At 63.2% G+C, this 25,107-nt stretch carries 14 protein-coding genes and 1 pseudogene; all 15 read left to right on the top strand.

The genetic code is table 11. From position 1 onward, the window contains the following. Positions 1-34: 34 nt before the first annotated feature. The 15 genes and pseudogenes from C7W88_RS14970 (at position 35) to cysS (ending at position 25,058) form a co-directional block, all read left to right on the top strand. The gene (locus C7W88_RS14970) at positions 35-706 is read left to right on the top strand and encodes a nitroreductase (RefSeq protein ID WP_346766788.1); all 672 of its coding nucleotides are present in this window, start codon (positions 35-37) and stop codon (positions 704-706) included. Continuing rightward, positions 675-1,385 (top strand): nitroreductase, encoded by a 711-nt coding sequence (locus C7W88_RS14965; protein WP_305036983.1) that lies wholly within the window; start codon positions 675-677, stop codon positions 1,383-1,385. Before C7W88_RS14970 ends, C7W88_RS14965 begins: the two co-directional genes overlap by 32 nt. 119 nt (positions 1,386-1,504) lie before the next feature. Continuing rightward, positions 1,505-4,707 (top strand): annotated as a pseudogene (locus C7W88_RS24520) (CHAT domain-containing protein). Between the two features lie 17 nt (positions 4,708-4,724). Then, on the top strand, positions 4,725-6,440 hold the full coding sequence (locus C7W88_RS14950) for a CHASE2 domain-containing protein (protein ID WP_240344699.1): 1,716 nt from the start codon (positions 4,725-4,727) through the stop codon (positions 6,438-6,440). Further along, a complete protein-coding gene (locus C7W88_RS23800; protein WP_240344698.1) occupies positions 6,418-6,768 on the top strand; it encodes a hypothetical protein in 351 nt (116 codons plus the stop codon). Before C7W88_RS14950 ends, C7W88_RS23800 begins: the two co-directional genes overlap by 23 nt. Beyond that, positions 6,755-7,522: a hypothetical protein gene (locus tag C7W88_RS14945; protein WP_118074148.1), complete on the top strand. Its 768-nt coding sequence runs from the start codon at positions 6,755-6,757 to the stop codon at positions 7,520-7,522. Before C7W88_RS23800 ends, C7W88_RS14945 begins: the two co-directional genes overlap by 14 nt. 3 nt (positions 7,523-7,525) lie before the next feature. After that, positions 7,526-8,293 carry a hypothetical protein gene (locus tag C7W88_RS14940; RefSeq protein WP_118074147.1) on the top strand — a complete coding sequence of 256 codons (768 nt, stop codon included), beginning with the start codon at positions 7,526-7,528 and terminating at the stop codon, positions 8,291-8,293. Positions 8,294-8,537: 244 nt separating this feature from the next. Beyond that, positions 8,538-10,280, top strand: a complete 1,743-nt coding sequence (locus C7W88_RS14935; protein WP_118074146.1) for a ShlB/FhaC/HecB family hemolysin secretion/activation protein — start codon at positions 8,538-8,540, stop codon at positions 10,278-10,280. 131 nt (positions 10,281-10,411) lie between these two features. Then, entirely contained in the window at positions 10,412-12,253 is a 1,842-nt protein-coding gene (locus C7W88_RS14930; RefSeq protein WP_162896077.1) for a hypothetical protein, read from the top strand. Positions 12,254-12,809: 556 nt separating this feature from the next. Beyond that, on the top strand, positions 12,810-12,995 hold the full coding sequence (locus C7W88_RS14925) for a hypothetical protein (protein ID WP_118074144.1): 186 nt from the start codon (positions 12,810-12,812) through the stop codon (positions 12,993-12,995). Between the two features lie 14 nt (positions 12,996-13,009). Next, positions 13,010-15,244 carry a hypothetical protein gene (locus C7W88_RS14920; protein WP_118074143.1) on the top strand — a complete coding sequence of 745 codons (2,235 nt, stop codon included), beginning with the start codon at positions 13,010-13,012 and terminating at the stop codon, positions 15,242-15,244. Continuing rightward, on the top strand, positions 15,135-17,384 hold the full coding sequence (locus C7W88_RS14915) for a hypothetical protein (protein WP_118074142.1): 2,250 nt from the start codon (positions 15,135-15,137) through the stop codon (positions 17,382-17,384). The genes C7W88_RS14920 and C7W88_RS14915 overlap by 110 nt, the downstream gene beginning before the upstream one ends. After that, a complete protein-coding gene (locus C7W88_RS14910; RefSeq protein ID WP_118074141.1) occupies positions 17,381-21,793 on the top strand; it encodes a hypothetical protein in 4,413 nt (1,470 codons plus the stop codon). Before C7W88_RS14915 ends, C7W88_RS14910 begins: the two co-directional genes overlap by 4 nt. Beyond that, positions 21,790-23,538: a hypothetical protein gene (locus C7W88_RS14905; protein WP_118074140.1), complete on the top strand. Its 1,749-nt coding sequence runs from the start codon at positions 21,790-21,792 to the stop codon at positions 23,536-23,538. The genes C7W88_RS14910 and C7W88_RS14905 overlap by 4 nt, the downstream gene beginning before the upstream one ends. A gap of 38 nt (positions 23,539-23,576) precedes the next feature. Continuing rightward, positions 23,577-25,058, top strand: coding sequence for a cysteine--tRNA ligase (gene cysS / locus C7W88_RS14900; protein ID WP_118074139.1), 1,482 nt, complete (start codon positions 23,577-23,579; stop codon positions 25,056-25,058). Positions 25,059-25,107 lie beyond the last annotated feature (49 nt).

The following is a 25,107-nucleotide window of genomic DNA, read 5'->3' as shown; positions in this document are numbered from 1 at the left end:
GACGACGCTTGTTTAACCGGGCAGTTAATCCGGCATGAGCACCATGACAGTCAGCGAGGCCGTTCTCTCCCGTCGTTCCATCCGGGCGTTCAAGCCCGATCCCGTGCCGCTTGAAACCTTGCGTCGCGTGATGGACAAGGCTCGCTGGGCGCCGTCGGGGTGCAACTTTCAGCCTTGGGAAGCGACCATCGTGACAGGCGCACCGCTTGCCGAGTTGCAGGCAAAGATGTTGTCGTCACCGATGCAGGATCCGATCGAGTATTCGTGGTCGGATCCCGAGGTCATCCCCGAATGCAAGGCGCGCCTTCATGCGGTGGGCGCTGCCATGTATCAGGCGATGGGCGTGGGACGCGCCGATGCGGATGCAAGGGCTGACTTCGTTCGCAACAATGCCACGTCTTTCGGCGCTCCGGCCGTGCTGCTGTGCTACTTCGACCGTCGCATGGGGCCACCGCAGTGGTCCGATGTCGGGATGTGGCTGCAGACGTTCATGCTGCTTCTGCGCGAAGAGGGGCTTGATTCCTGTCCTCAGGAATTTCTCTCGATGTATGCCAGGCTTATCAAGGAGTTCATTGGCGTTTCTGATGAAACCCACATTTTCTTCTGTGGCATCGCCATTGGCTATCGCGATGAAGGCAATCCCGTGAACGGCTTCAGTCGCGAGCGCGAACCGGTTGACGGCAACGTACGGTTCCTTGGCTTCTGAGTGCTCCATGGATGTAACCGACGCAGTGCTGACGCGGCGATCGGTGCGCCGCTTCCGCCCGGATCCTGTCCCGCTCGATCTCTTGCGTCGTGTCCTCACGAATGCTCAGAGGGCTCCATCGGGTGGCAACGTCCAGCCATGGAATGCCCACGTCATTTCGGGTAAGCCGCTCGTCCGGCTGGTCGAGACCGTAGGAGCCGTCATACCACTCGGCCGCAATGCGCATGCGCCCGAATACGCCATCTATCCGCCAGAGCTTGATGGTGCATACGAAGCGCGGCGCTTCGGTGTTGGCGAGGCGATGTACGCCGCGATTGGTATCGAGCGGGACGACAAGCGCGGGCGCCTGACGCAGTTCATGCACAACTTCCGGGGTTTCGGCGCCCCGGCGCTCATGCTGGTCCATACACCACGCTACATGGGACCGCCGCAGTGGTCTGACATCGGAATGTGGCTGCAGACGGTCATGCTTCTGCTGCGAGAGGCAGGGCTTGATTCCTGCGCGCAGGAAGCGTGGGCAGTTTACCAGAAGCAAGTCCGGGAATGCGTCGCCATCCCCGACGACCACGTATTTTTCTGCGGGCTGGCGATCGGCTATCGCGATGAGGACGCAGCCATAAATTGTTTTGAAGTACCTCGCGCGGCGCTGGAAGAGGCTGTTACTTTTGAGGGCTTCTGACGCCTGACGGCGACATTTTGTCACACATCGTCGGGGTATCACTTGGCATTGCCGGGTTGACGCGCCTATGCTGTGGCAAAGGGCACAAGAGTCTTCGGGATACGCAGTTATTCGATGCAATGGTCTTGGCGTTCACGTGGATCGTGGAGGTCGGGCTGAGGGAGCAGGCGATGCGTAACCGACTGGCGAGCTTCGGAATCAGACTGGCGACGGGCGTTGCTGCGCTTGCGTTGGTGTGCGGCCCTTCGGTTGGGCACGCAGTGGCGGCTGAGGAATCGCTGCTCCTGCGCGACAGTTTCCCGCTCGGATCGGGTGGCAGCAAGGCGCTCTGCCAGGTCCAGTCACGCACGACGGATCAGGCCAACCGGTCGCCCCTGGACAGGACATGGGCCATCGTCTGCCGGGATTCGGCCCTGCCGGTCGGATATGTCTTTGCGCTGCGGCACGGACAGGATGACGAACTGGCCCGCCTTGCGGATCGGCGTCGCCAGAAAGTCACCTGCCAAGATGCAGGCCGCGCTTCAGTTGCCGGGCGCATGCGGATGGATTGCCGCTGGAACGATCCTGATCTGGCCTACGAAGTGGTGAGCGTGGCGAGGGGCAGTACAACCTTCGTGGTGGAGGGCTTTTCCGCCTACCACGGTGCGCTCGATCTGGCTCTGCGCTCGATCTATGCCGATCGCCTGATCGACGAGCCGATCGAGATCGCCATGACCTCGATAAACGACACCGAAGCCTATGCCCGGATCCAGGCTCTGACGCTTGATCCGGCAACGGCGCTGGCAGAAGGCTATCGCCGTAACAATTCGGGCGATTACGCCGAGGCTGCGGCCTACTTCGAGACGCTCGACCAGCGGCAGGCGTCGACGGGCGATGTGCCGATCGACCGAGTCGAGTTCCTGGTGAACGCTGGGCTGCAACGTTCCAATCTTGGCCAGTTCGCCGAAGCCGACCGCCTGTTTGCAGAGGCTGGCGCCATGCCTGCCGGCAGCGGTGTGGTGGAGCGGCTGCGCCGCAATTACGAGGTAATCCACCTTCTCAACCAGGAGCGCTACGCTCAGGCACTCGAGCGGCTGGGGCAGCCCCTGCGCCAGACCAGCGCGATGGGGGCGGAGAGCTTGCGCGACACCATGGAACTTACGCCATCGGTCTCGCGACGCATCAACGCTTCGGACCTGACGGCCAATGCGATGGGACTGGTCGACGATCTGCGGCTGACAGATGATGAACGCGCGACGATCCTCGATGCACAGAGCCTCCAATTGCGCGGCACGGCATTGCGTCTAGTCGGGCGGAAGGCCGAGGCTCGTTCTGCGTTGGAGCAAGCGCAGGCACGGGCTTTGGCAGTGCGCAATGGCCGCGTTGTCTCGATCGTGCGCATGCGTGCGCAAGTGTTGAACGAGCTTGCCACGATTGCCGAAGACGAGGGGCGGATGTCTGACGCAGAAGCGCTGTTGCGTTCTGCGCTCGAGATTGTCGGCGTACAATATCCGGAAACCCGCAGCATGGCAGCGGCCCAGGCAAGGCTGGCGGCTTTCCTCGTGCGTCGCGGGCGCCCGTCGGAAGCAGAGCCGCTTTACCGCCAGGTCGTGGCCCGTTCGGTCGAGCGCGAGAACGGTCTTTCCGGCCTGTCTCGGCAGATGGCTCCCTATTTTGATCTGCTTGCCACGCGAATGAATGGGGATGCGGGAACGAGCGATGCCTTCTTCCAGGCATCTCAAGTGCTGGTGCGTCCGGGCGTTGCCGAAACGCAGGCCGTGCTTTCGCGCGAACTGTCAGGCGGCAGCGACGAGGCCGCCCGGCTGTTCCGGCAGTCCAACAGCCTGACGCGCGCCGTGGAACGCGCCCGCATGACCTATGCGGCCTTGCAACGGCTGGATGATGCGTCGGCCCGGACTGACGAGATTGCCGATGCTGCAAAACGGGTCAGCGAACTCGAAGCGCAGGAACAGGCAACCGTCATCGAACTTGCCAACTATGCCCGCTATCGCGTTGTGACGCAGCGTGTAATTGGTCAGAAGGAGCTTCAGGAAGGCCTCGCTCCGAACGAGGCCTACGCCAAGATGGCTGTTCTAGGTCCTGATGTGTTCGTGTTCTTTGCGAACAAGGACAAGGCCGTTGGCTATCGGGCGCCCATCACTGCGGCGGAATTGGAATCGTCGGTCAAGGCGGTCCGTGACTCGATCTCGCGCTTCGATGGCAAGCAATATGTAACCGGCACTTTTGCGGCAAAAGAGGCGGTAGCCGTCTACAAGGCCTTGTTTGGTCCTGTCGCATCGGACCTGCAGGCAGCCCGGCATCTGATCTTCGAACCAGACGGGGCGATGCTGAAATTGCCGATAAATGTGCTGATTGCCGACGAAGGTTCGGCACAGGAATACCTAAAGCAAGCCGAAAGCCCGGCCGGCGATCCCTTCGATCTACGGGCTGTTCAATGGCTTGCAAAAGACAAGCTTGTTTCAACTGCGGTGTCTGCACGGTCCTTCATGGATGCCCGCAAGCAGCCTGCTTCGAAGGCGCACGAGGCCTATCTCGGCATGGGCCGAAATGCTGCGGTTGTAGCATCGAGCGGGCAAGTCGGTTCGAGAGTGAGGGGGGCGATGGGGCGACAGGCAGCGATTGCGACTGGCCGCTGACGACGTGGAGCAGGCCCATCTCCGAGGCCGAGCTTCTCAAGGCCCGGATGCTGCTTTCCGGGCAGGGCACCGATCTGATGGTCGGTTCGGCATTTTCGGACACGGCGATCAAGGCACGGGGCGACCTCGACAATTTCCGCATTCTTCATTTTGCAACGCATGGCCTCGTTACCCCGCCACAGCCGTCGTGCGCGGCACGGCCAGCGCTTGTCACGTCATTCGGCGCGCAGGGGTCGGATGGCCTGCTCAGCTTTGCCGAGATATTCGATCTGAAGCTCGACGCTGACATGGTCATCCTTTCGGCCTGCGATACGGCGGGTGAAGCGGACGTGATTGCCACGCGCGAGACGGGCCTTGCCACGGGTGGCGGGTCAGCGCTGGAAGGACTGGTCCGCGCGTTCATCGGTGCCGGAAGCCGATCCGTCCTTGCCAGCCATTGGCCAGCGCCCGACGACTTCGACGCCACCGCGCGATTGATCAACGGTCTGTTTGCCGCTGCGCCCGGCACGGCCTCCGGAGAGGCCCTGCTCAAGGCGCAGCAGGCGCTCATGTCCGATGTCGATACATCTCACCCTTATTATTGGGCCGGCTTTGCGGTTATCGGAGACGGAGCCCGGCCGCTCGTGTCTCAGGGCGCGCGGATGGTTGCCACCGGGGAAGTTCGGCCGTGGCGCCTTCACGGGTAACGGAGGGAATTTAAGGCATGGCCAAAGAGCCGCGTGTGGTCAGTGAAGGACCGCGCGAGATTGGCAGGACGGCGCGGCGCAGCCTGTCGCAGCTTGGCTGGCAGCGCAGTTTCGTAGCGCTCATCCTGCTGGCGTTGGCCCTGTTCATTGCCCTGAACAGTTGGCGGCTGCCGCTTTTGCGTGATGCGGAAGCGGCGCTTTACGATTTGCGTGCAGCCAATTTCGCCCCGCCGACCGATACCGACAAGCGTATCACGCTGGTCGTCTACACGGCCGATACAAATCGGGCGACGGGACAAATTTCTCCGGTCGACCGGACGATCCTCGCCAAAGCACTGGGGCAGATCGACCAACTGGGAGCGAAGGGCATCGGTATCGACGTCCTGTTCGACAGCCCGCAGGATGATGATGACCTCTTGAGGGCGTCGCTCAAGGGAATGAAAACGCCTGTCTTTCTGGCCTTTGCTGACAACCGCACTAATCCGGAGGCCATCACCTACGAGCAGGAGCAGGACCTGCGCGCCTTCATGCAAAGTGCAGGCGGGGCCATGACCAAGCCCGCCTCGATCCTGCTTGAGACAGATACGGACGGTGTTGCCCGCCGCTGGCCTCGGCAATATCCGGGGTTGCCGCCTTTGCTATCCATCGCCCTGACGCAAGGCAGTGCCGATGCCGATCCGCGCTTCGCCAGTTTTACGGGACCGATCCGCTATCGGGTGCCCTCGGCGAGCGACCGGCCAGTGTTCGACAAGATCCCGATCGATCTTGTGGCCGATCCTGAAACGGCGCCCTTGGTGGCGGACGCAATCAAGGGGCGCTACGTCCTGATTGGCGGGGACTTTTCGGATTTTGACCAGTTCGATACGCCCTTTACCCGGACCGGGAATCCCGTGACCGGCGAAACCCGCATGATTGGCGTCGAAGTCCACGCATCGATGCTTGCGCAACTGCTGGACAAGGCCTGGAAGCAGCGGCCCGCGATGGGGCTGAAGATCCTGGCTGGTATCCTCGCCGTCGCGCTGGGCGCTGCCACTGCCATGATCCAGACCCGCACCTGGGTCTTGGCGATCGGTGTGCTTGCGCAGTTTTCGCTGTTCCTGGCGGTGCCGTTCCTTGTGGAGCGGGCGGGCTTTGACACGCTGGACCTGCCGGCGACAGGCTGGCTGATTGGCTGGCTGATAGCCTATACCGCCATCAGTTCAGGCTTGCGTGCCATCAACGCAGCGCAGCGTGAGTTCGCGCAGGGCGCACTTGGCAAATACCTGCCTCGATCGGTTGCATCAGAGATCATGCGCAACCCGGACCGCCTCTCGCTGCACGGAGAAAAGCGTGAGATATTCTGCCTTTTCAGTGACCTAGAAGGCTTTACCAAGCTGACGCATGCAGTCGAGCCGGAAATGATCGCGCGCTTGCTGAACGACTATCTCGACCGGCTCAGTGCCGTGGTACTCGAGTATGGCGGCACGCTCGACAAGTTCGTCGGCGATGCCGTGGTCGCCTTCTGGGGCGCCCCGATTGCCTACCCCGATGACGGTGAGCGCGCGGTGAAGGCGGCATGGGCGATGTACCTCGCTGGCGAAGAGTTTCGCAAGTCGGTGCCTGAAGGCGTGCCCAAGATCGGACGGACCCGCGTGGGGTACATTATGGCGAAGCGGTCGTCGGCAATTTCGGGGGGAAGGGCGGATACAGTACACCGCTCTTGGCGATGCCATGAACACTGCTGCCCGGCTTGAGGGCGCCAACAAGCCGCTGGACACGCGCGTGCTCGTCAGCCGGGAAGCAGCCGAGCGGTCCGGGCTTGACTGGTTCCGTCCCATGGGGGCTGTGACGCTGCGGGGGCGTAAGACGCCTGTTGAAATCTTCGAACCGGTTCCAGACATGGCCGAGAACCAGCGCGGGCTTGCGATCGCGGCGGTCGAGGCGCACGCGCAGGGAGACGCGGAACGTGTGAAAGCTCTCACAGACACAATTCTCGAATCGGTCCATGATGATGACGCGATGATGAATTTGATCCAGAGGTTGCGGCAAACGCACAAGGGAGAGAGTTATGTTCTTGGTTGATGGCAAGCAGTTGCGCGCCTTCGTGGCGGGCGCGTCGGCCATTGCCGGGCTTGCACTGGCAGGCCATGCCATGGCGCAATCGGTTGTGGTCCGGTCAACCGGACCTTCGGCAGGCGCCTATCCGCAGGGGCGCAAGTTGCCCGCAGGAGCGTCGGTCGTCCTCAAGTCCGGCGACCATGTAACGGTTCTCGACAAGGCCGGGACCCGGGTTCTCAACGGTCCCGGAACTTTCGCACTCAACGGCGAAGTCAACCGCGATGCCGCAGCAGGCACGCAACTCGCGGCAATGATGGCCCGCGGCGGCGCCTCGCGCACGCGCACAGGGGCTGTCCGTGGCGCCGCCAGCGCTCCGGCATTGGCCACCCCGACCGGCCCGGAGAACGTCTGGTATATCGATGTGAGCAAGGGCGGAACCTATTGCATTGCCGACCCTGCAACTGTCGTGCTCTGGCGTCCTGAAAAGGTTGAGGAAGGCACGGGCAAGCTGCTTTCGCAGGACGGAAGCTCTGCGGATGTAACCTGGCGTGCCGGAAGCGCGCTCAAGGTCTGGCCGGCCGCCAGCGTGCCCGTCGTCGACGGGCAGACCTACACTTTCAGCAATGCTGTGGGCGCGCCGGTAAAGATCCGCACCGTGGTCATGACCAACGTGCCGACTGACGAACTTGAGGTGGCAGGGGCCATGGCGGACAAGGGCTGCAATGCGCAGCTCGATCTTCTTGCGAACCTTGCGCAATCAACCCAGGCCGGAGGCTGAACAATGCGCCGCAAGGGACTGGTTACGTTCAGCATTGCTGTTGCCTCAGCACTTTCGACAATAACGAGCGGCGCCTTCGCACAGGCCGTTGTCGTACGATCGACCGGTCCATCGGCCGCTTCGTACCCAAAGGGCAAGCGGCTCCCGGCGAATGCACAGGTCGTGCTGAAAGCCGGCGACGTGGTTACTGTTCTGGACAAGGCCGGAACGAGGGTACTCAGGGGTGTGGGCACCTTCACGCTCGACAATGCAGTGAACCGTGATCGCAGTGCGGCGGCGCTTCTGGCGCGGTCCCTCAGCAATCCTGCATCGGTCAGGGCGGGGGCCGTGCGCGGCGCCGGGGATACCTCGGGTGAAAACGTACTGCCTGTAAGCATCTGGCTGGCAGACACTAGCGAGGGCGGGAACGTCTGCGTTCCCCGTGGCAGCGACCTTTATCTGTGGCGAGAGGAAGCCAAGGCTCGAAGCTTTACCTGGCTTACCGAAAGTGCGGGCGGCGAGATGGTGCGCATGCAATGGCCGCCCAAGACCGTGGGCATCGCCTGGCCCAAGACCATGCTCGCCCCGCAGGAAGGGCGCACTTACCGCATCTATGATGAAACGGCGCCGGACAAGGCGGCGGAGTTCCGGATCGTCATGCTCGAACCTGAGGACGTTCCAGCCGATGCGGCCTCGTTGGGCACGCTGTTGCTGGACAACGGTTGCAAAGCGCAATTCGATTGGCTTGCGGCGACGCTTGCAGAACCGGACATACAAGAGCAACATCCATAGTGGAACTACTTAGGGTGATTCTCCACCACAGGTCATTCCCAACGTTACAGAGCCTTACCGGGCCAACAAGTTAAGTCATCACGGGTCGCGCCTGTGGAGATTCGACTCAAATGGCCGATCCTGTTGCTGCTTTGCCCTTCCTCGGGGCACGATACCAGTTCGTTTCCGAGACAAAGCCCGGTTTTTCAGGCTTCGCGGGACGGCTGCGGCAGGCCTGTTTCCCCTTCTGACCCTGTCTCTTTCGGTGAGCGCGGCGCTTGCCCAGTCGGTCACTCCGGGCAACGTCCAGCCTCCTACGCGCGAAGAAATTCAGCGTGGCGTGGCAGAAGGAACGCTCAATCGGAGTGGCCCGGTCACGGTCGACACGTCCGAAGTCGAACGCGCGCCATGCCCTCTCGCTGCTCCTGATTTCGCCGGGATCCGCTTCAAGCTTTCGGCCGTCAACTTTACCGGCATGCAGGATCTTCCGGGCTTCGACCTGGCGGATAGCTACGCCGAGTTCGTCGGAATGGAGCAGCCGGTATCGGTGATCTGCGAAATTCGCGATCGCGCCGCAACCAAGCTGCGGCAGGCCGGATATCTCGCCGCGGTGCAGGTACCGCCGCAGAAAATCGATGGAGGAACGATCCGGCTGGATGTGCTCCTTGCCCATCTCAAGCGGGTACAGGTCAAAGGTGATGTGGGGCGGTCGGAACAGGCGCTCCTCAGGTATCTCCAGAAGCTTACCAGAGACCCGGTATTCAACACTCGTCGCGCAGAGCGTTACCTGCTGCTGGCCAAGGACCTGCCCGGCATGGATGTACGCCTGGCGCTTCGCCCGCTCGAAGGATCACCGGGCGAAGTCGTCGGCGAGGTTTCCGTAAGGAGGGTACCAGTCTACGCTGAACTCGGACTGCAGAACTACGGTTCTCGCGCAGTCGGTCGGTACAGCGGTCTCGCCAGGATGCAATTCAACGGGCTGACCGGGCTGGGCGATTCCACCACAGCCAGCTTCTTTGCCACCACCGACCTTCATGAGCAGAAAGTGCTGCAACTCGGCCACGAAATGCGCCTTGGCGGGGAAGGCTTCGCCCTTCGCGGGGACTTCACCTACGGTTGGACCAATCCGACGGTGACGGACACGCGGGCCGATTTTCATTCGAGGACATTGTCGGCATCGCTGGAAGGCAGCTTTCCGCTCATACGGTCGCAGGCATACAACCTGTCGATTGCCGCAGGGGGACAGATATCCAACCAGGATCTCGACTTCGGCAGCATTCCGCTGAACCGCGATCGCTTGCGGGTAATCTACGCCAGGGCCGATGCCAACGGGATCAGCCGACCGAGCCTGACAGGCCGCGACGGCTTCACACCGTTCGAGCCACACTGGTCATGGGGACTGACCCTCGAAGCTCGACATGGGCTTGACGTCCTCGACGCCACCAAGGGCTGCGTCGGTGCCAATGCGCCCAGTTGCCGTGGCTTCGGAAAGGTCACGCCGAGCCGGATTGAGGGCACTGCAAAGGGCTTTGTCCTGCGAGCCTCTGGAGTTTTCGATTATCGTCCGGTGCGCAAGGTCACGCTCAGCATTCAGCCCCGTGCGCAATACTCGCCCGACAAGCTCCTCTCCTACGAGGAGTTTTCCGGCGGTAACTACACCGTCGGCAGAGGATATGATCCGGGCGCAGTGATCGGGGACAGCGGCGTTGGCGTGCGCGGCGAAATCCGCCTGGGATCGCTCTTGCCCAAGGTTGCCGGTGGCAGTGCTTTCCAGCCTTACGCCTTCGCCGATGCGGCATGGGTGTGGAACAATGACGCCGCGTTCGACGGGATCGATCCGCAGAAGGTGATTTCTGTCGGCGGCGGCCTGCGGGCCGCGATCAAGGATTCCATTCGCCTCGATGCCGGCGTGGCAGTGCCATTGCACGATCCGCTTGGATTGGACGTCAAGGGCAAGGCCCGTTTCATGCTCAATCTTTCGTTCCAGCTCCTGCCGTGGAGGCTGTGATGGCCCGTACGCTTACAAGCCCGATGCATAAGTCTCGCAAGGTTTCACTGGCCCGGCTTTTGTGCGGAATCTCATGCGGGGCTGCATCCCTCGCTCTTGCCACGGCACCCTCACAGGTGAGGGCGCAGGCGGTGCAGGGGACGGCAACGGTCCAGTTCGGCGCGAGCGCTCCTGTCTTCAACGGCACGAATACCGATACCATCTTCGTCAGCGCGAACGAGGCGTTGATTGACTGGGCGATCAACAGCCCGACCGGCGAGTTCCTGCCCGAGGGCATGACCTTGCGGTTCAATGCCGACACCGGCACGCCCTTCACCGTACTCAATCGTGTCACGGACACAGCTACAACCGGTCCACTGTCGATATCCGGAACAGTCTCGTCAGATCCGCTTGGCAGGATCTGGTTCTACAATGCCGGCGGTTGGGTGGTCGGGTCGAAGGGTGTCTTCAATGTCGGCAGCCTGATCCTCACGTCGCTGCCGATCACCGTCGACCCGGCGACATCTGGTGGCACTCGTCTTTACGGCGACAAGAACGAGATACGCTTCGGTTCTGCCCTCGATCCAAAATCGTCGGTCTCGATCCAGTCGGGCGCGCAGATCAATGCGACGCTGTTCAACAGCAGCTACGTTGCCCTTGTCGCACCGCGGGTTGACCAGGCTGGCACGATCAAGGTGAACGGTTCCGCCGCCTTCGTTGCGGCAGAAGCGGCGACCTTGACGATCAACAATGGGCTGTTCGACATCGTTGTCGACAGTGGGTCGGCTGACGATACGGGTGTCTCCCATACCGGCAGCACGACGTGGGCGGCAAACAGCTCCTCTACCGACAGCAACCATGGTGTCTACCTCGTAGCCGTTCCCAAGAACCAGGCGATGACTGCCATTGTCTCCGGGCGGATGGGATATGACAGTGCGACGACCGCCGCTGTGGTAGACGGTTCGGTCGTACTCTCGGCAGGGTATAATGTTGCATCAGGCCGCGTCGATCCGAATGCTGTCGTGGGCGACGATGCTTCCCTTGCCATCTCGAACCTGACGATCGGATCCAAGGGATTCGCCACTTCGCTGCTTGGTAGCGCCAGTGGTGGCATTGCCATTGACGCGACCACGGCATCGACGGTCGTCAATGGCAGCGCGGCATTCGACGCGCGCGGCGATCTTTCCGCCACGATTGACAACGACAGGTCCATATCTGTCGAGGGCGATCTGTCGCTGACTTCGGCGAATGGCGCCAAGGCTGGCAACGTGGCGGTGTCTGTTGCCGGAGATGGCGGTCTCTTCGTAAGCGGAGGCCTGAGCCTCGCGTCCACCGCAACCGGGGCGATCCAGACCGACCCGTCGAACGGCGATGCATTGCTGCCGGATTCCTTGGGTGACGACGCGGTCGCCGGCAATGTCTCGCTGACTGTCACCAACGGCAGTGTCTTCGCGACTTCGACTTCCTTGCTGAGCGACGCAACATCCGGACTCGGCGCCCTCTCGACTGGGAGCGCTACTTCGGGATCAGCGAAGATCGTGGTTTCCGCGCCCGCCGGTTCAACCAGCAACAGTGTCTCCTTCGGCGATCTCACCATCTCGTCTGCCGCCAGCCACGGCTTTTTCAGCCGTCAGCAGCCGGTCAGCGGCGGCAATGCCACATCTGGTGAAGTATCTCTGTCAGTGTCCGGGGGACTTATTCGTCCCGTTCACTCTCGCTTTATTCGGATGCGATCACCTATTCCGTTAGCGACCAGTCGCCACTTGATGCCACTGCGGGCGCAGTATCCGTCAGTTTTTCCGATATCCCGACGCGGTTCCAGACCGGTTCGATCTACGTGTCGAACTATGCCTCGGCCAGCGATGGCGGCGTTGTCTCGCTCGGCAACGTGTCACTGTCGTTGGACAATGCCAATGCAGGGACCGCGCTTGTCACCAACAACGGCACTCTCCTCGGTCCCGTCTCTCTCGGATCGAGTGCTTACGGCGATCTGATCAACCCCAACACGGTATCGCTAAACCTCACCAACAACTCCCAACTCGATACCCTTGACGCGAGTGTCTATCTGTCGGCGAGCGGGAGTTATGCATCGGGAACACAGCGTTCAGCCAATGTCTCTTTCGTGAGCGATGCCAGCACGCTCAATGCAGGATACCTGAGCCTGTCCTCTGATGCGAGCTCCTACGAGAGCGGCGTAGATAGCCAATCCGGCGCTGTGACTGCGATCTTGCGCAATGGCTCTTCGGTAACATCGAGTTCTGGCACATACTTGCGCTCGCAGGCGATCGGCGGAAGTGGCTTCGATGGTGGCAGCGGTACGGGTGGCGCCGTCGGCTTCACCCTTTCCGATTCATCCTATTCTGGCGACCTGTCGTTGCGTTCGACGGGTAGCGCGGGCCGAAGAGGCGACATCGCCGGCCTCTCCGGTGTCGGGACAGGAGGGGATGTCTCGTTCACCCAGTCTGGCAAGACGGCGTCGTTCACCGGTTCGCAGGTCACTGTGTCCAGTCTCGGCCAAGGGGGGCGGCGTTTGAATCCGCCCGCACCGGTTTGGGCTCGCAGGTCGGTGATGGCGCGAGCGGAATTGGTGGAACTGCAACTTTCACCATCACGGATGGCACATTTGCGGCGAGCACGCTCGTCGTCAGCGCAACCGGTGAAGGTGGCAATGGCCAGAACACGGCTGGCGGGGGCCGGGTGCCGGTGGCCTCGGTCTCGGTGGTTCGGCCGCGCTGAACGTCACGGGCGGATTGGTTTCTGTACCTGAAATTACTGTCACGGCATCGGGTTACGGTGGCGACGGGGCGTTCGCGGATTTCGACATTGACGGCGGCGTTGGCGGGGCTGGCACTGGCGGTGAAGCATCGGCAACCATCACTTCCGGAACGATCCGCACGGATTCCCTCCTGGTTGAGGCCAATGGCAACACGCCGATCTCGGACCCGATTTTTGGCGGTATCAGTTACTTCGGAAATGGCGGTTTCGAATTCGGTGGAACGCTGCAGCCGGGACGGGGCGGGCTCGGCACCGGCGGGGTGGCGCTCGTCACGATCGATGGCGGCTCCTTGTCCACGACTGTGCCGTCTCGCGATGTCCCGCTACAGGTCCAGGTAAGGGCTACCGGCAGCGGCGGGCTTGGCGGTTACTCCTATGGGTCCGGTACTCCCCAGTACTCCGGTTCCGGAGGAGACGGGGTCGGCGGAACTGCTACGCTCCGATATCTCTCTGGTGTGTTCGATGCCGGCATCATCGGAGTCGATGCGACCGGTAGTGGCGGACGCGCCGGAAACTTCATCAACGATGCCGAGGATGCCTTCTTTGGCGGAAGTGGCGGCAGCGGTACCGGCGGCACGGCAACATTCGAAATCGCTGCAGATTTCAGCGCTTCCACATCTCTCGGCGATCTGCGCACCGTTACGGTATCCGCCGACGGTATCGGTGCCATCAGCGAAATTGGCACCAACGGGGGCACCGGTGGCAATGGTACTGGCGGCACTGGCCGCCTTCTGGTTGCCGCCAGCACGACAGCACTCGGCGATCTCACCATAACTGCCGAGGGCAGGGGGAGCGATGGTGGCGATGGGAAATCCGGAGGCAATGGCGGACGAGGCGGTGCGGGCATCGGTGGCGTGGTCGAGGTTGTTTCCGACGGACTGGGTGCAAGATTAACCGTAACCGGTGCCGCATTGTCTGCGGCAGGCGTCGGTGGAAACGGCGGCTATGGCGGGGCCGACGCCGCCACGGCAGGTAATGGCGGAGCCGGCGGCCTGGCCATAGGCGGGGAAGTTGCGTTCGCGGCGGCAAACCTTGGCACGCTCACGGTTTCAGGCCCCTCGATCGAGGCATCCGGTCGAGCCGGAAATGGCGGGCTTGGCGGAAACTCTGCGCTGGTCGGCGGCGTCGCACAAGGCAACGGCGGCAACGGGGCTGACGGTTCAGGAGGCGCCATCACCGCTACGGCATCCGGTGGCGGCAGCTTGGCATTCGACGGCCTGACCCTGATCGCCAGCGGTCTGGGCGGTGCCGGTGGTGGCCGCGTGGATGGCAGCAGCAGCGGTACGCCCGGACCCTCGATCGGCGGCACGGGCGGCCGCGGTCGCGGCGGCCTGATTGCTCTCAATTCGACGGGCGCCGATTCGAGCATTTCTTTCGGCAGCTTGACGGCAACCGTCGACGGCACTGGCGGCGCCGGTGCTGATGGAGCCGGATCTACGGCCTCGGGCGATGGGACAGCTGGCAGCGCGGGCGGTGATGGTTTTGGTGGCGCATTCAGCCTGCTCGCTGACCTCGGAGGCTCGATCACAATCGCCGAGGCAGATGGCGGACTGGCGATTTCGACTTCAGGCTTTGGCGGCAACGGTGGGCGAGGCGTCGATGCAACCGGATCGAGCGGAGGTTCCGGCGGGAATGGCGGCGCTGCGGGGGCAGGTTCGGGGGCACCATCGCGCTTTTGGCCAACGGGCTTGGTGAGGCTTCGCTGGGATTGTTCGGCGGCACGACCCTCACCGCAAGCGGCGTCGGCGGCAGAGGCGGTGCAGGCGGCAACGGTGCCTCGGCGAGCGAAACTGGAGTCGCGGGTGGCAATGGCGGCAATACCGGCCTCGCCCAGTCCGGGGTCGGTGGAGCTATTTCCATCCGAGCGGAAGGCGGAAAGCTCGGGTTCGGCGACCTTGCTGCTTCGGCGGTTGGCACCACGCAGTTCAGAAACCTGGCTGGACTGGGGGCAATGGGCCAGGCGGTGCGGGTATTCGTGGCACCTCAACTACCGTTGCGTCCGCAGGCGGAACGATAGCGTTCTCGGCGAGCGACGATATCGACGGTGGCCTCGGGCAAGTAACGGCTGGCGCCGTAATCGCAGACGTCACGAGCAAGCAATTGTTCGTCGATCTCGGCTTCGGCTTCAACACGATACCCGGCAGCATATCGCTGTCAAACTCGGCGACTGCGGCTGGCGGCGGTCTGCATTTTGGCAGCTTCAGGGGTGAAGCGTCTGGTTTCCCTGCGAACCTGGATCCGACGATTGGTATTTCCGTCACCGCCGGCGCAATTGCGGTCGATGCTGACCTGACGCTGGCTTCTGGCGGCAACATCGCCATCACCCTCTCCGATGGCGCTTCGCTGACCGCGGATACTGCGCGTGTGCTGAGTGATACCGGTATCGTGGTAAGTGGCGAGGGCGATGGCCGCTTCTCGGCCCGCACGATAAACTTTCTGTCGTTCGGTTCGATCGGAATCGTCAGCAATAGCTGCACTACGGCGGTCTGCCGCCCAGTCGAGGCCAGCGGCAGTCTCGGATTGGAAGCGTCTGGCGATTTCAGCCTTTCCGGTCCGGCCGAACTGGCAGGTCTGGGCAATCTCGAAGTCTACGCGGGCGGGAACATCACCGGCGATGCCGGCAGCGGATACTATTCGAATGGCAACGTCGCGGTACGAGCCGGAAACGATGCCACGATCCGCAACATCTCGGGCGCAAATGTCATCGCCGAAGCTGGTGCGGTGCTCGATGGAGATTACTTTTACGTCGATGGCTTGCTGACCCTTGGCGAGGCTTCGGGCGGCGGCCGCTTCGACGCTTCCGGCAGTCTCGATCTCAACAGCGGCGGAACCGTTCTGACTCTGGATGGCACCGCCTTCACAGCCGGAGCGGGCGTTGGCGTCCGGTCCGGTAATGATATCCGGATTGGCGGGAACAACAGCTTCCTCGCCAACACCGGGCCATCGTCGGTCCCCGAACGCGTGATTTTTGCAGCGGGCGGCCAGCGGATCGATTACAGCCTCGTGCCCTCCAACATCGCTACGCTGTCGATCGGGGCAGGTTCGGCAATAGATGCTGGCACAGGCGGCGTCGAGATTTCCGGCGCTGCCATCGATGCTCGTCTGGCAAGCTTTGCCGGAGCATCGTTCCGCGCGGATGTCACCGGAGCAATATCGGCATCGTCGATCCGCCGAACCGATGGCGATGCGCTTGATGCGGATTGCCTCGAGGGCGCGATCTGCATCGGAGACGTGAACTCCGCTGACTTCGTCAGCATCGGTGACGGAGACTTCAAGGCCTTCGATATACGCTCTAACGGCGCGATATCAGGCAAGTCCGTCGTGCTTTACGCGACCAGTGACATAACCATCGGCGGTCCCGAGGTTTCAGCACAGATTACAGCGGTCGATGGCCTTTCGATCACGTCCGAGGAAGGTGGCATCGCTGTCCTTGGCGGTTCATCGCTGCAAGGGGGCTTCATCAGCCTGACAGCCGCTGCCAACCTGTCGGGCACCGGGAATATCGAAGCGACGGTCAGCGACATCGGACTCGCCATCGGAGGTGACATCGATGCCACCTCTCTCGTTGCGGCACGTGAGCTGACTTCGGCAGTCGCAGTCGGCGGCGAAACCGAGGAGAGCTTTGCTGCTGCCGGCGCGCTACGCACAGGCACGCTCTCGCTCGGCGCAACCAGCGCAGTTTCAGCCACGGCCGAAATCCGCATCGGCTCCCTCTCATTGGCTGGCTTTGACGGCACTTTTGATGCGGCAACTTCGCTTCATGTGGGTACGGCGTCCGACGTCGGCAACCTGTCCCTCACTGGTGGCACCGCCGTCACGTTCGGCGATCTTGTGGTCGACGTTGATCTGTCGATCGATGCGCCGTCAATCGAAGGCACGAGTGCGAGTGCAGGTGGCCTGCTTTCCATCACCGGCGATGACCTTGTTGCCGACCAGCTTGAGTCGGCGGGCGATCTGTCGATCACGATCGTAAATGAAGCGATCCTGGGTTCCGTCACGTCAACCGGCGGCTCGGTGTCCATCGACCCGGCGCTGCTGACGTTCGATGCGATCGCTGCCGACGGCGGCATCACGCTCGCAGGCGGGACGATCACCGGCGGCACGCTTGATGCCGGCACCAGCATCGCCGTGACCGCGACCGGCGCGTTGACGCTGGCCTCGGCCACTTCGGGCACGACGATGACGCTTGGCGTCGACAGCCTGCAGGCAGGCGCACTCGACGCTGGCGGCGATCTCGCGCTCACCGTGACCAACGGCGCGGTGCTGACTGGTGCGGTGACGTCGGGGGCAATGCCTCGGCAGGGTTCGGCACGCTCGACTTCACCACGCTCGATGCCGGTGGTCTGGTGAGCCTCGAAGGCGGCGATCTTGCCGGCAGCAGCATTGTCGCGGGGACGAGCCTGACGGCGCTGCTTGGCGGGACCTATGCGGTGGCCACGGCAAGCGCAGGCACCGACCTTGCTCTTCAGGCGGCGAGCGCCAGCGGCACGTCGCTGGCCGCGCTGGGCAATCTCGATGCGACGGTGAGGGGCCTTGCCGGTGTCGCCGGTTACAGCGCAGGCGGCGATCTGACGCTCACTGCGGGCACGCTCGATGCCGCGACGCTCAGCGCCGATGGGCTGATCGCGGGCAATGTCAGCGGCACGGCGACGCTGGGCTCGGCCATCGCCGGAACCACGCTCGACTTTACCGCAGCCAGCCTCACGGCGACGAGCCTGCAATCGGCAGGCGACGTGACGCTGACGGTTGCCGATACGGCAGCCTTGGGGACGGTCACGTCAACCGGTGGCTCGGTGTTCATCGACCCGGCGCTGCTGACGTTCGATGCGATCGCTGCCGACGGCGGCATCACGCTGGCAGGCGGGACGATCACCGGCGGCACGCTCGATGCGGGTACCAGCATCGCCGTGACCGCGACCGGCGCGCTGACGCTGGCCTCGGCCACTTCGGGCACGACGATGACGCTTGGCGTCGACAGCCTGCAGGCAGGCGCACTCGACGCTGGCGGCGATCTCGCGCTCACCGTGACCAACGGCGCGGTGCTGACTGGTGCGGTGACGTCGGGGGGCAATGCCTCGGCAGGGTTCGGCACGCTCGACTTCACCACGCTCGATGCCGGTGGTCTGGTGAGCCTCGAAGGCGGCGATCTTGCCGGCAGCAGCATTGTCGCGGGGACGAGCCTGACGGCGCTGCTTGGCGGGACCTATGCGGTGGCCACGGCAAGCGCAGGCACCGACCTTGCTCTTCAGGCGGCGAGCGCCAGCGGCACGTCGCTGGCCGCGCTGGGCAATCTCGATGCGACGGTGAGGGGCCTTGCCGGTGTCGCCGGTTACAGCGCAGGCGGCGATCTGACGCTCACTGCGGGCACGCTCGATGCCGCGACGCTCAGCGCCGATGGGCTGATCGCGGGCAATGTCAGCGGCACGGCGACGCTGGGCTCGGCCATCGCCGGAACCACGCTCGACTTTACCGCAGCCAGCCTCACGGCGACAAACCTGCAATCGGCAGGCGACGTGACGCTGACGGTTGCCGATACGGCAGCCTTGGGGACGGTCACGTCAACCGGCGGCTCCGTGTCCATCGACCCGGCGCTGCTGACATTCGATGCGATCACTGCGGACGGCAGCATCACGCTGGCAGGCGGCACGATCACCGGCGGCACGCTCGATGCGGGCGCCAGCATCGCCGTGACCGCGACCGGCGCACTGACGCTGGCCTCGGCGCAGGCGGTTGAGGGCATGGCGCTGTCCGGCGCGACGATCGATGTGGGCCTGCTGGTTGCGGGGACGACAATCGATCTGACCGGCACCAGCAGCGTGAACATCACGACCAGTGCCAGCACCGGTGGCGTCGGCGCGATCACCATTGCGGCACCGACGATCACATTTGCATCGCTGGAGAGCAGCGCGGTCACGCTTGCGGGCGGGACGATCACCGGCGGCGATGTCAGTAGCGACGCGCTGACCGGCACTGCCAGCGGCACACTGACCCTGCGCGATGTCTTGACAGGCAGGCTTGACCTGACCGCTCAGGACATCGTGGTGCGCAGTGTCGTGGGCGGGACCAGCGGTCCGGGCTACGACATGTCGCTGAACGCCACGGGCACTATCACCGCCGCGTTGATCCAGAGCGGCAACGACCTGTTCATCTCGGCGGCAACGCTCGATGTGACGACGCTCGATGCCGTGCGGGACCTGACCATCGAGGTGACGGGCGGGGCGACGCTCGGCGGGGTTACGGCGGGACGCAATGCGGGCATCACTGCCGGTAGCCTTGGCCTCGACCTGATCGAGGCGGGGGCCGTCACGATCGGCGTGACCGGCAATGCCGCGCTGGGCAGCGTCCACGCACCAACCGGCACGGTGGCGATCACCGCCGGGACGCTGGCGTTCGACGATGTCGCATCCCTTACGACAACCAGTCTCACGGCTGGTGCGATCACCGGCAGCCTTGTCGAGGCGGGCACGCTCCTGACCGTGCGGTCGGCAGGCGATGTCGGCCTTGGCGATGTGTTTGCAGGCTCGCTGGATCTGAGTGCTGGCAACCTGCAGATTGCCAACCTGTTGACAGACAGCGCTGCGCTTGTGCGTGTCGATGGCACGGCGAACCTCGATCTGGCGAGCGTGGGCCAGCTCGACTATCGCGCCACGACCTTGCGGTTCGGGACAATCGACACGCCTGGTGGAGCCATCCTTGTCGGCAGCAGCGTTGCGGGCGATGCCGTCAATGCTGGAACCACATTGTCGATCACCGCGACGGACCTCACGGCGACGAGCCTCGTGGCGGCGGGCGACGTGACGCTGACGGTTGCCGATACGGCAGCGCTAGGGACGGTCACGTCAACCGGTGGCTCGGTATTCATCGACCCGGCGCTGCTGACGTTCGATGCGATCGCTGCGGACGGCAGCATCACGCTGGCAGGCGGGACGATCACCGGCGGCACGCTTGATGCCGGCACCAGCATCGCCGTGACCGCGACCGGCGCGTTGACGCTGGCCTCGGCCACTTCGGGCACGACGATGACGCTTGGCGTCGACAGCCTGCAGGCAGGCGCACTCGACGCTGGAACCGCTATCGGTATCGCGACTAACGGTCGCGTCTCGCTGACGGATGTACGGGCAGGAGGTGCCATTTCGATTGGTGCGGCAGACCTCGATGCGCTCAACCTGACCGGCGATGGCAACTTGTCTTTGACGATCAGCAACAGCGCAGATCTCGGCGCCGTGACGGTGCTGGGAGCGTTCAACCTTTCCGCTGCATCTTTGACGCTGGGTACGAGCAGGTCCGGTCTGGACAGCGTGCTGGCAATTTCCGGGCAAGCCCAGATCGGCAGCATCTTCGCGGGCTTGGCTGATACCGGTCAGAATCTCGTGCAGGTCGTGGTGCAGGCGCTGGGCAACTCATACACCGGCGGGCAACTGCTCCCGGTGTTCGATGTCGTGCAGGGGCAGACCTTTACGGTTTCGTCATCGACAAATGACCTGTGGAGCGCTGGCGCGCTGCCGCGCTTCTCTGACGCGGATGGCTTGATCGCGTTCCGCCTGGCTACTGCCCAAGACGATTCGGGCGTCCAACCCGGGACGCAGATTGGTGGAGCATTCGGTTCGTTGACCATCGGCAACTTCACGGCGCCGTTCGGTGCGCTGGTGGGCGAGGTCGCAGGACAGAGAGTTCTTGTCGGCGCCAACGGCACGATCACGGCGCCGGCCACGGGAACCCTTTCGGTCGGGTACTGGGATTCGAATGCGGGCGACAATACCGGCAGCATAGCCTTCAATTTCGGCCTGGGGGCGGGGAGCGGTGGCACGGCCATGAATCCGGCCAGCGTCACCGTGACGGCCGGTTCAAATCTTACGATCGGCACCGCTCAGGCCACTTCTGCCATCACTCTTGATGCTGGCGGCGGACTTCAACTCGGTGGGGCTGATGCAGGGACGGCGTTGTCGTTGGTCGGCACCACGATTGACGCCGGAACGCTGACAGCGGGGACCGACATCACGATTGCCAGCACCGGAGCAAGCGTGATCGACACCGCGACTGCGGGCGGAATGTTCACAGCCGCTACCGGTGCGCTTGACTTCAATCTGGTTGATGCTGCGAGCGATGTGCAGATCCGTTCGCTCACCGGCACGCAGGGCGGTGATTTGATCTCGGGCGCGAACATCACCATCGATGGCGATGGCAAGATCGTGCTTGGCCATGCCACAGCTGCCGATATAGTCACCATCGCAACCGGAGACGCGCTTTCCTACGGCAGCGTCGAGGGAGGCAGTGTGATCATCGGTGCCGCCTCGGCAAGCGGTGGCGCGATTACGGCTCGCGCGGGCAACCTCCGCATCGACGTGTCGGGCAATCTGACCACCGGCCAGCTCGTTGCGAGTGAAACGATCGACCTGACTGCCCGCGACGTTACACTTGCCAGCGCGCAATCCGGCGCAGATTTCTCTGCCAATGTCCGCTCGCTGAGTGCTCCGGTTCTCGGCGCTTCCGGCAGCTTTACCCTGACAGGTTCGGGCACGGTTGAAGTTGGCACGGCAACGGCGGGCACGGGTCTTGAGGTGAGAAGCCGGTCACTGACCTTCACCCGCATGTCGAGCGGGGGAGCGCTTGACGTCTTCACCGATGGGAACGTGGCTGGCGGGGATCTCGTCGCCACCGGGCAGATCCGGATTGCGACCGGGACGGGCAGTTTCACATATGGCAGCATCGAGGGCGGGGCATTGCGATCGGTGGCCGAACGGTTTCGGGCGGTGCCTTGACGGCACGCACCCAGGATCTCGCCATTGCCGTGAGCGGTGATGCAAGTTTGGGCACGATTGATGCCGCAGGAGACGTCGACATCGAGGCCCGGAACCTTGGTTTCTCGACGATAAAAGCTGGTGGCGCGTTCCGATCCGCCAACACGGCGATGACGGGAACTTCCATCGCCGCAGGAGGTGACATAGATCTCTCGACACAGGGTGATCTTGCATTGTCGGCGTTGTCTGGAGCATCCGCGCGGATTTCTTCCCGCGGAATCGTCAACGTTTCCGGCCTGCAACTGACGGGCGCGATCAGCGTCCAAGCCGATGCCGTAGGCCTTGCCTCCTTGGGCAACCTGCAGATCGTTCGCATCCGTGCCGATGCTGGTAATGTCGACATCTCGGCAAGCGGCTCGATCCGCGGTGGCACAATCGAAGCACTGGGCGATATCGCTCTGCTGGCCAGCAACGGTGATGTCGTGATCAGCCATCTGTCTGCTGGATACGCCGACGCCGTGGGCGGCTCGCTCCGCGCGCTTGGCACCGTCACTTCCGGGGCCGTCGGCCAAGGCAACATCGATATCGTGGCGAGCGGGGATATCGTCATCAACGACGTGGCCGATGCGGCGAAGGCCTTCACCATGAATGCCGGCAACACAATCCGGCTCAACGGGCTGGCCACCGGTGTGACGATGGACCTTACTTCGGCCGATCTCGAGATCGGCGCCAGCGGGCGCCTCGGCGAAACCGCGCACACCGACGCGATCACACTGCGCAACACCGGCCAGGGGGCGCTGAGGCTGGGCGACAACATCGCTTCGACGGTGAGCGGCTATGCCATCTCGCAAGCCGAATTCTCCCGCATCCGCTCGCGCGGGAGCCTCACCATTCGTGGTACGCAGCAGATGCTCGTTGGAGACCTTGCGGTTGTTGCGCAGGCTGGCACGGTGCAGGGCCAGATTGGCGAGATCGGCACCTTGTCCCTGCGTTCCAACGGTCTGATCTCGTTCTTCGGCGCTCTTTCGATCAGCAACGCTGCGGGCAACACCCTGTCGGTCAGTAGCAGTGCGGACGGGATCTACCTTGATGCTACAACGGGTTCGATCCGCCTTCTCGAAGGCGAGACGCGAGGCGGCTCGCTCCTCCTGTCGGGCAGCGGGATCGCAATGGTCACGCGCACAGCGCTCGAGGACATTGCGCAACTGACTGACACCGCGCTGATCACTGACCGCCTCGGACTGAACGACGGCGTCAGCGATGGCCGGACTCTGGTAGAAGCTGATGCGATCACGCTGCGGTCTGACGAACAGGTCTTTATCCAGAACACCTCGCTCGGTACTCGCCTGGATGACCGCCGCGGACTTGTCGCGAACAGCCTGACCATCGGTTCGCGTGACGGTGGCCAGCTCGACATCGTGATCAATGGCATCGTCAACGGCCAGACTGGTGTCGATGCAATCGAGCAGATCTCGTTCGACGAAAGCTTCACCGATCTTTCCTCGGTCAACGGCTGCGTGATCGTCAACGCCAACACCTGCAACAAGCTGCCATTCGAGATCATCGAGCTACGCGATCTCGTCGAGGAAGTGCTGAAGACCGACCCCGAGGACAGCGCGCTGCAGGTGACCGACAGTTTCACCAAGACCACGCTCATCCAGCTCAACCAGATCGCGCCAGCAGGCTTCGAGCCGCTGATCGACGAGCCGGTAACCGGCACGGGCAATGACGATCTGCTGGGTGAGGCGCGCGAAACGGGCGAGTGACTTGACCTGATGAGGGGGGGCGGGGCAATGGCTGATCCATGTCAGTCCACGGCCCCGCTCCCTTCGCGCCCTCCGCACCGCTCAAGCTGTTCAACAGCCTGACGCGCCAGCTTGAGGAATTCCAGCCCGTCCACGCAGGCGAGGCGCGTGTCTATTCCTGTGGGCCGACGGTCTACAACTACCCGCACATCGGCAACATGCGCGCCTATGTCTTCGCCGACATCCTTGGTCGCACGCTGTCGTTCAAGGGCCTGAAGCTCACCCACGTCATCAACATCACCGACGTCGGCCATCTGACCGACGACGCCGACGATGGCGAGGACAAGATGGAGAAGATGGCCAGGGCGCAGGCGCAGTCGATCTGGGACATCGCGCAGCACTATACCCAGGCCTACTGGGAGGACGTAAAGGCGCTCAACATCCGCCAGCCGGCACGGTGGACCATTGCCACCGAATACGTCCCGCAGATGATCGCCTTTGCCGAGAAGATCGCGGCCAGACACTGCTACGAACTTGACAGCGGCCTCTATTTCGATGTCTCGACCGTGGCCGACTACGGCCGCCTTGCCCGCGCCCAAACGGAAGACGGCGAGGGCCGGATCGAGGCCGTCGAAGGCAAGCGCAACGCTGCCGATTTCGCGATCTGGCGCAAGACCCCGCCGGGCGAGAAGCGCCAGATGGAGTGGGATTCGCCGTGGGGGAAGGGCGCTCCGGGCTGGCATCTCGAATGCTCGGTCATGTCCGGCGAAGTGCTCGGCTTCCCGTTCGACATCCACACCGGCGGCATCGACCACCGCGAGATCCACCACCCCAACGAGATTGCGCAGAACCAGGCATTTTGCTGCACAAACGGATTGGACCTCCCCGCCAATTCCGGCGCCCGGGTGTGGATGCACAACAACTTCCTCGTCGAACGCTCCGGCAAGATGAGCAAGTCCAGCGGCGAGTTCCTGCGGCTGCAGCTTCTGATCGACAAGGGTTACTCGCCGCTGGCCTACCGCCTGATGTGCTTGCAGGCCCATTATCGCAGCGAGCTGGAGTTCTCGTGGGAAGGGCTCTCTGCCGCTCTCACGCGCCTCAAGCGCATGCTGATTGCAGTGGGCCAGCTCAAGGAGCGGGCCGGGGAGGGAGGAGCCCAGCCCGGTCCGCGCTTTACGCCCTTCCTCGAACGCTTCGATGCAGCTGTGTCGGATGATCTCAACACCCCGGTCGCGCTTACCGTGTTCGAAGAAGTGCTCGCGCTGAAAAAGGTCGACACCTCGGAAAAGCTCGCCGCGCTGGCAGCGATGGACGCCGTGCTCGGTCTCGGTCTGCTGTCGCTCGATCGTAAGGCGCTTCGCCTCAAACCCAAGGGTGTCGAGATCGCGGAGACGGAAATCGAAGCTGCTCTCGAAGCCCGCAAGGCCGCGCGGGCGGACAAGGACTTCGCCCGCTCCGACGCCCTGCGCGATGACCTTGCCGCCAAGGGCGTGGAGGTCATGGACGGTGACCCGCTCGGTTGGGAATGGAAGCTCGTCTGAACGGGTTTCAATCCGAAATCGATAGGCTAAGTCTCTCGCAAATGTTTTC

The sequence above is a fragment of the Novosphingobium sp. THN1 genome (genome assembly GCF_003454795.1).
In the GTDB taxonomy this organism is placed as follows: Bacteria; Pseudomonadota; Alphaproteobacteria; order Sphingomonadales; family Sphingomonadaceae; genus Novosphingobium.
The sequence above is the reverse complement of the archived record's forward strand: the minus strand, read 5'-3'. Positions and strand labels throughout refer to the sequence as shown.

Coding starts and splice junctions, on each gene's coding strand:
- C7W88_RS14970 (WP_346766788.1), top strand. CDS start 35: ATGAGCACCATGACAGTCAGCGAGGCCGTTCTCTCCCGTCGTTCCATC.
- C7W88_RS14950 (WP_240344699.1), top strand. CDS start 4,725: ATGGCCAAAGAGCCGCGTGTGGTCAGTGAAGGACCGCGCGAGATTGGC.
- C7W88_RS23800 (WP_240344698.1), top strand. CDS start 6,418: ATGAACACTGCTGCCCGGCTTGAGGGCGCCAACAAGCCGCTGGACACG.
- C7W88_RS14945 (WP_118074148.1), top strand. CDS start 6,755: ATGTTCTTGGTTGATGGCAAGCAGTTGCGCGCCTTCGTGGCGGGCGCG.
- C7W88_RS14940 (WP_118074147.1), top strand. CDS start 7,526: ATGCGCCGCAAGGGACTGGTTACGTTCAGCATTGCTGTTGCCTCAGCA.
- cysS (WP_118074139.1), top strand. CDS start 23,577: ATGTCAGTCCACGGCCCCGCTCCCTTCGCGCCCTCCGCACCGCTCAAG.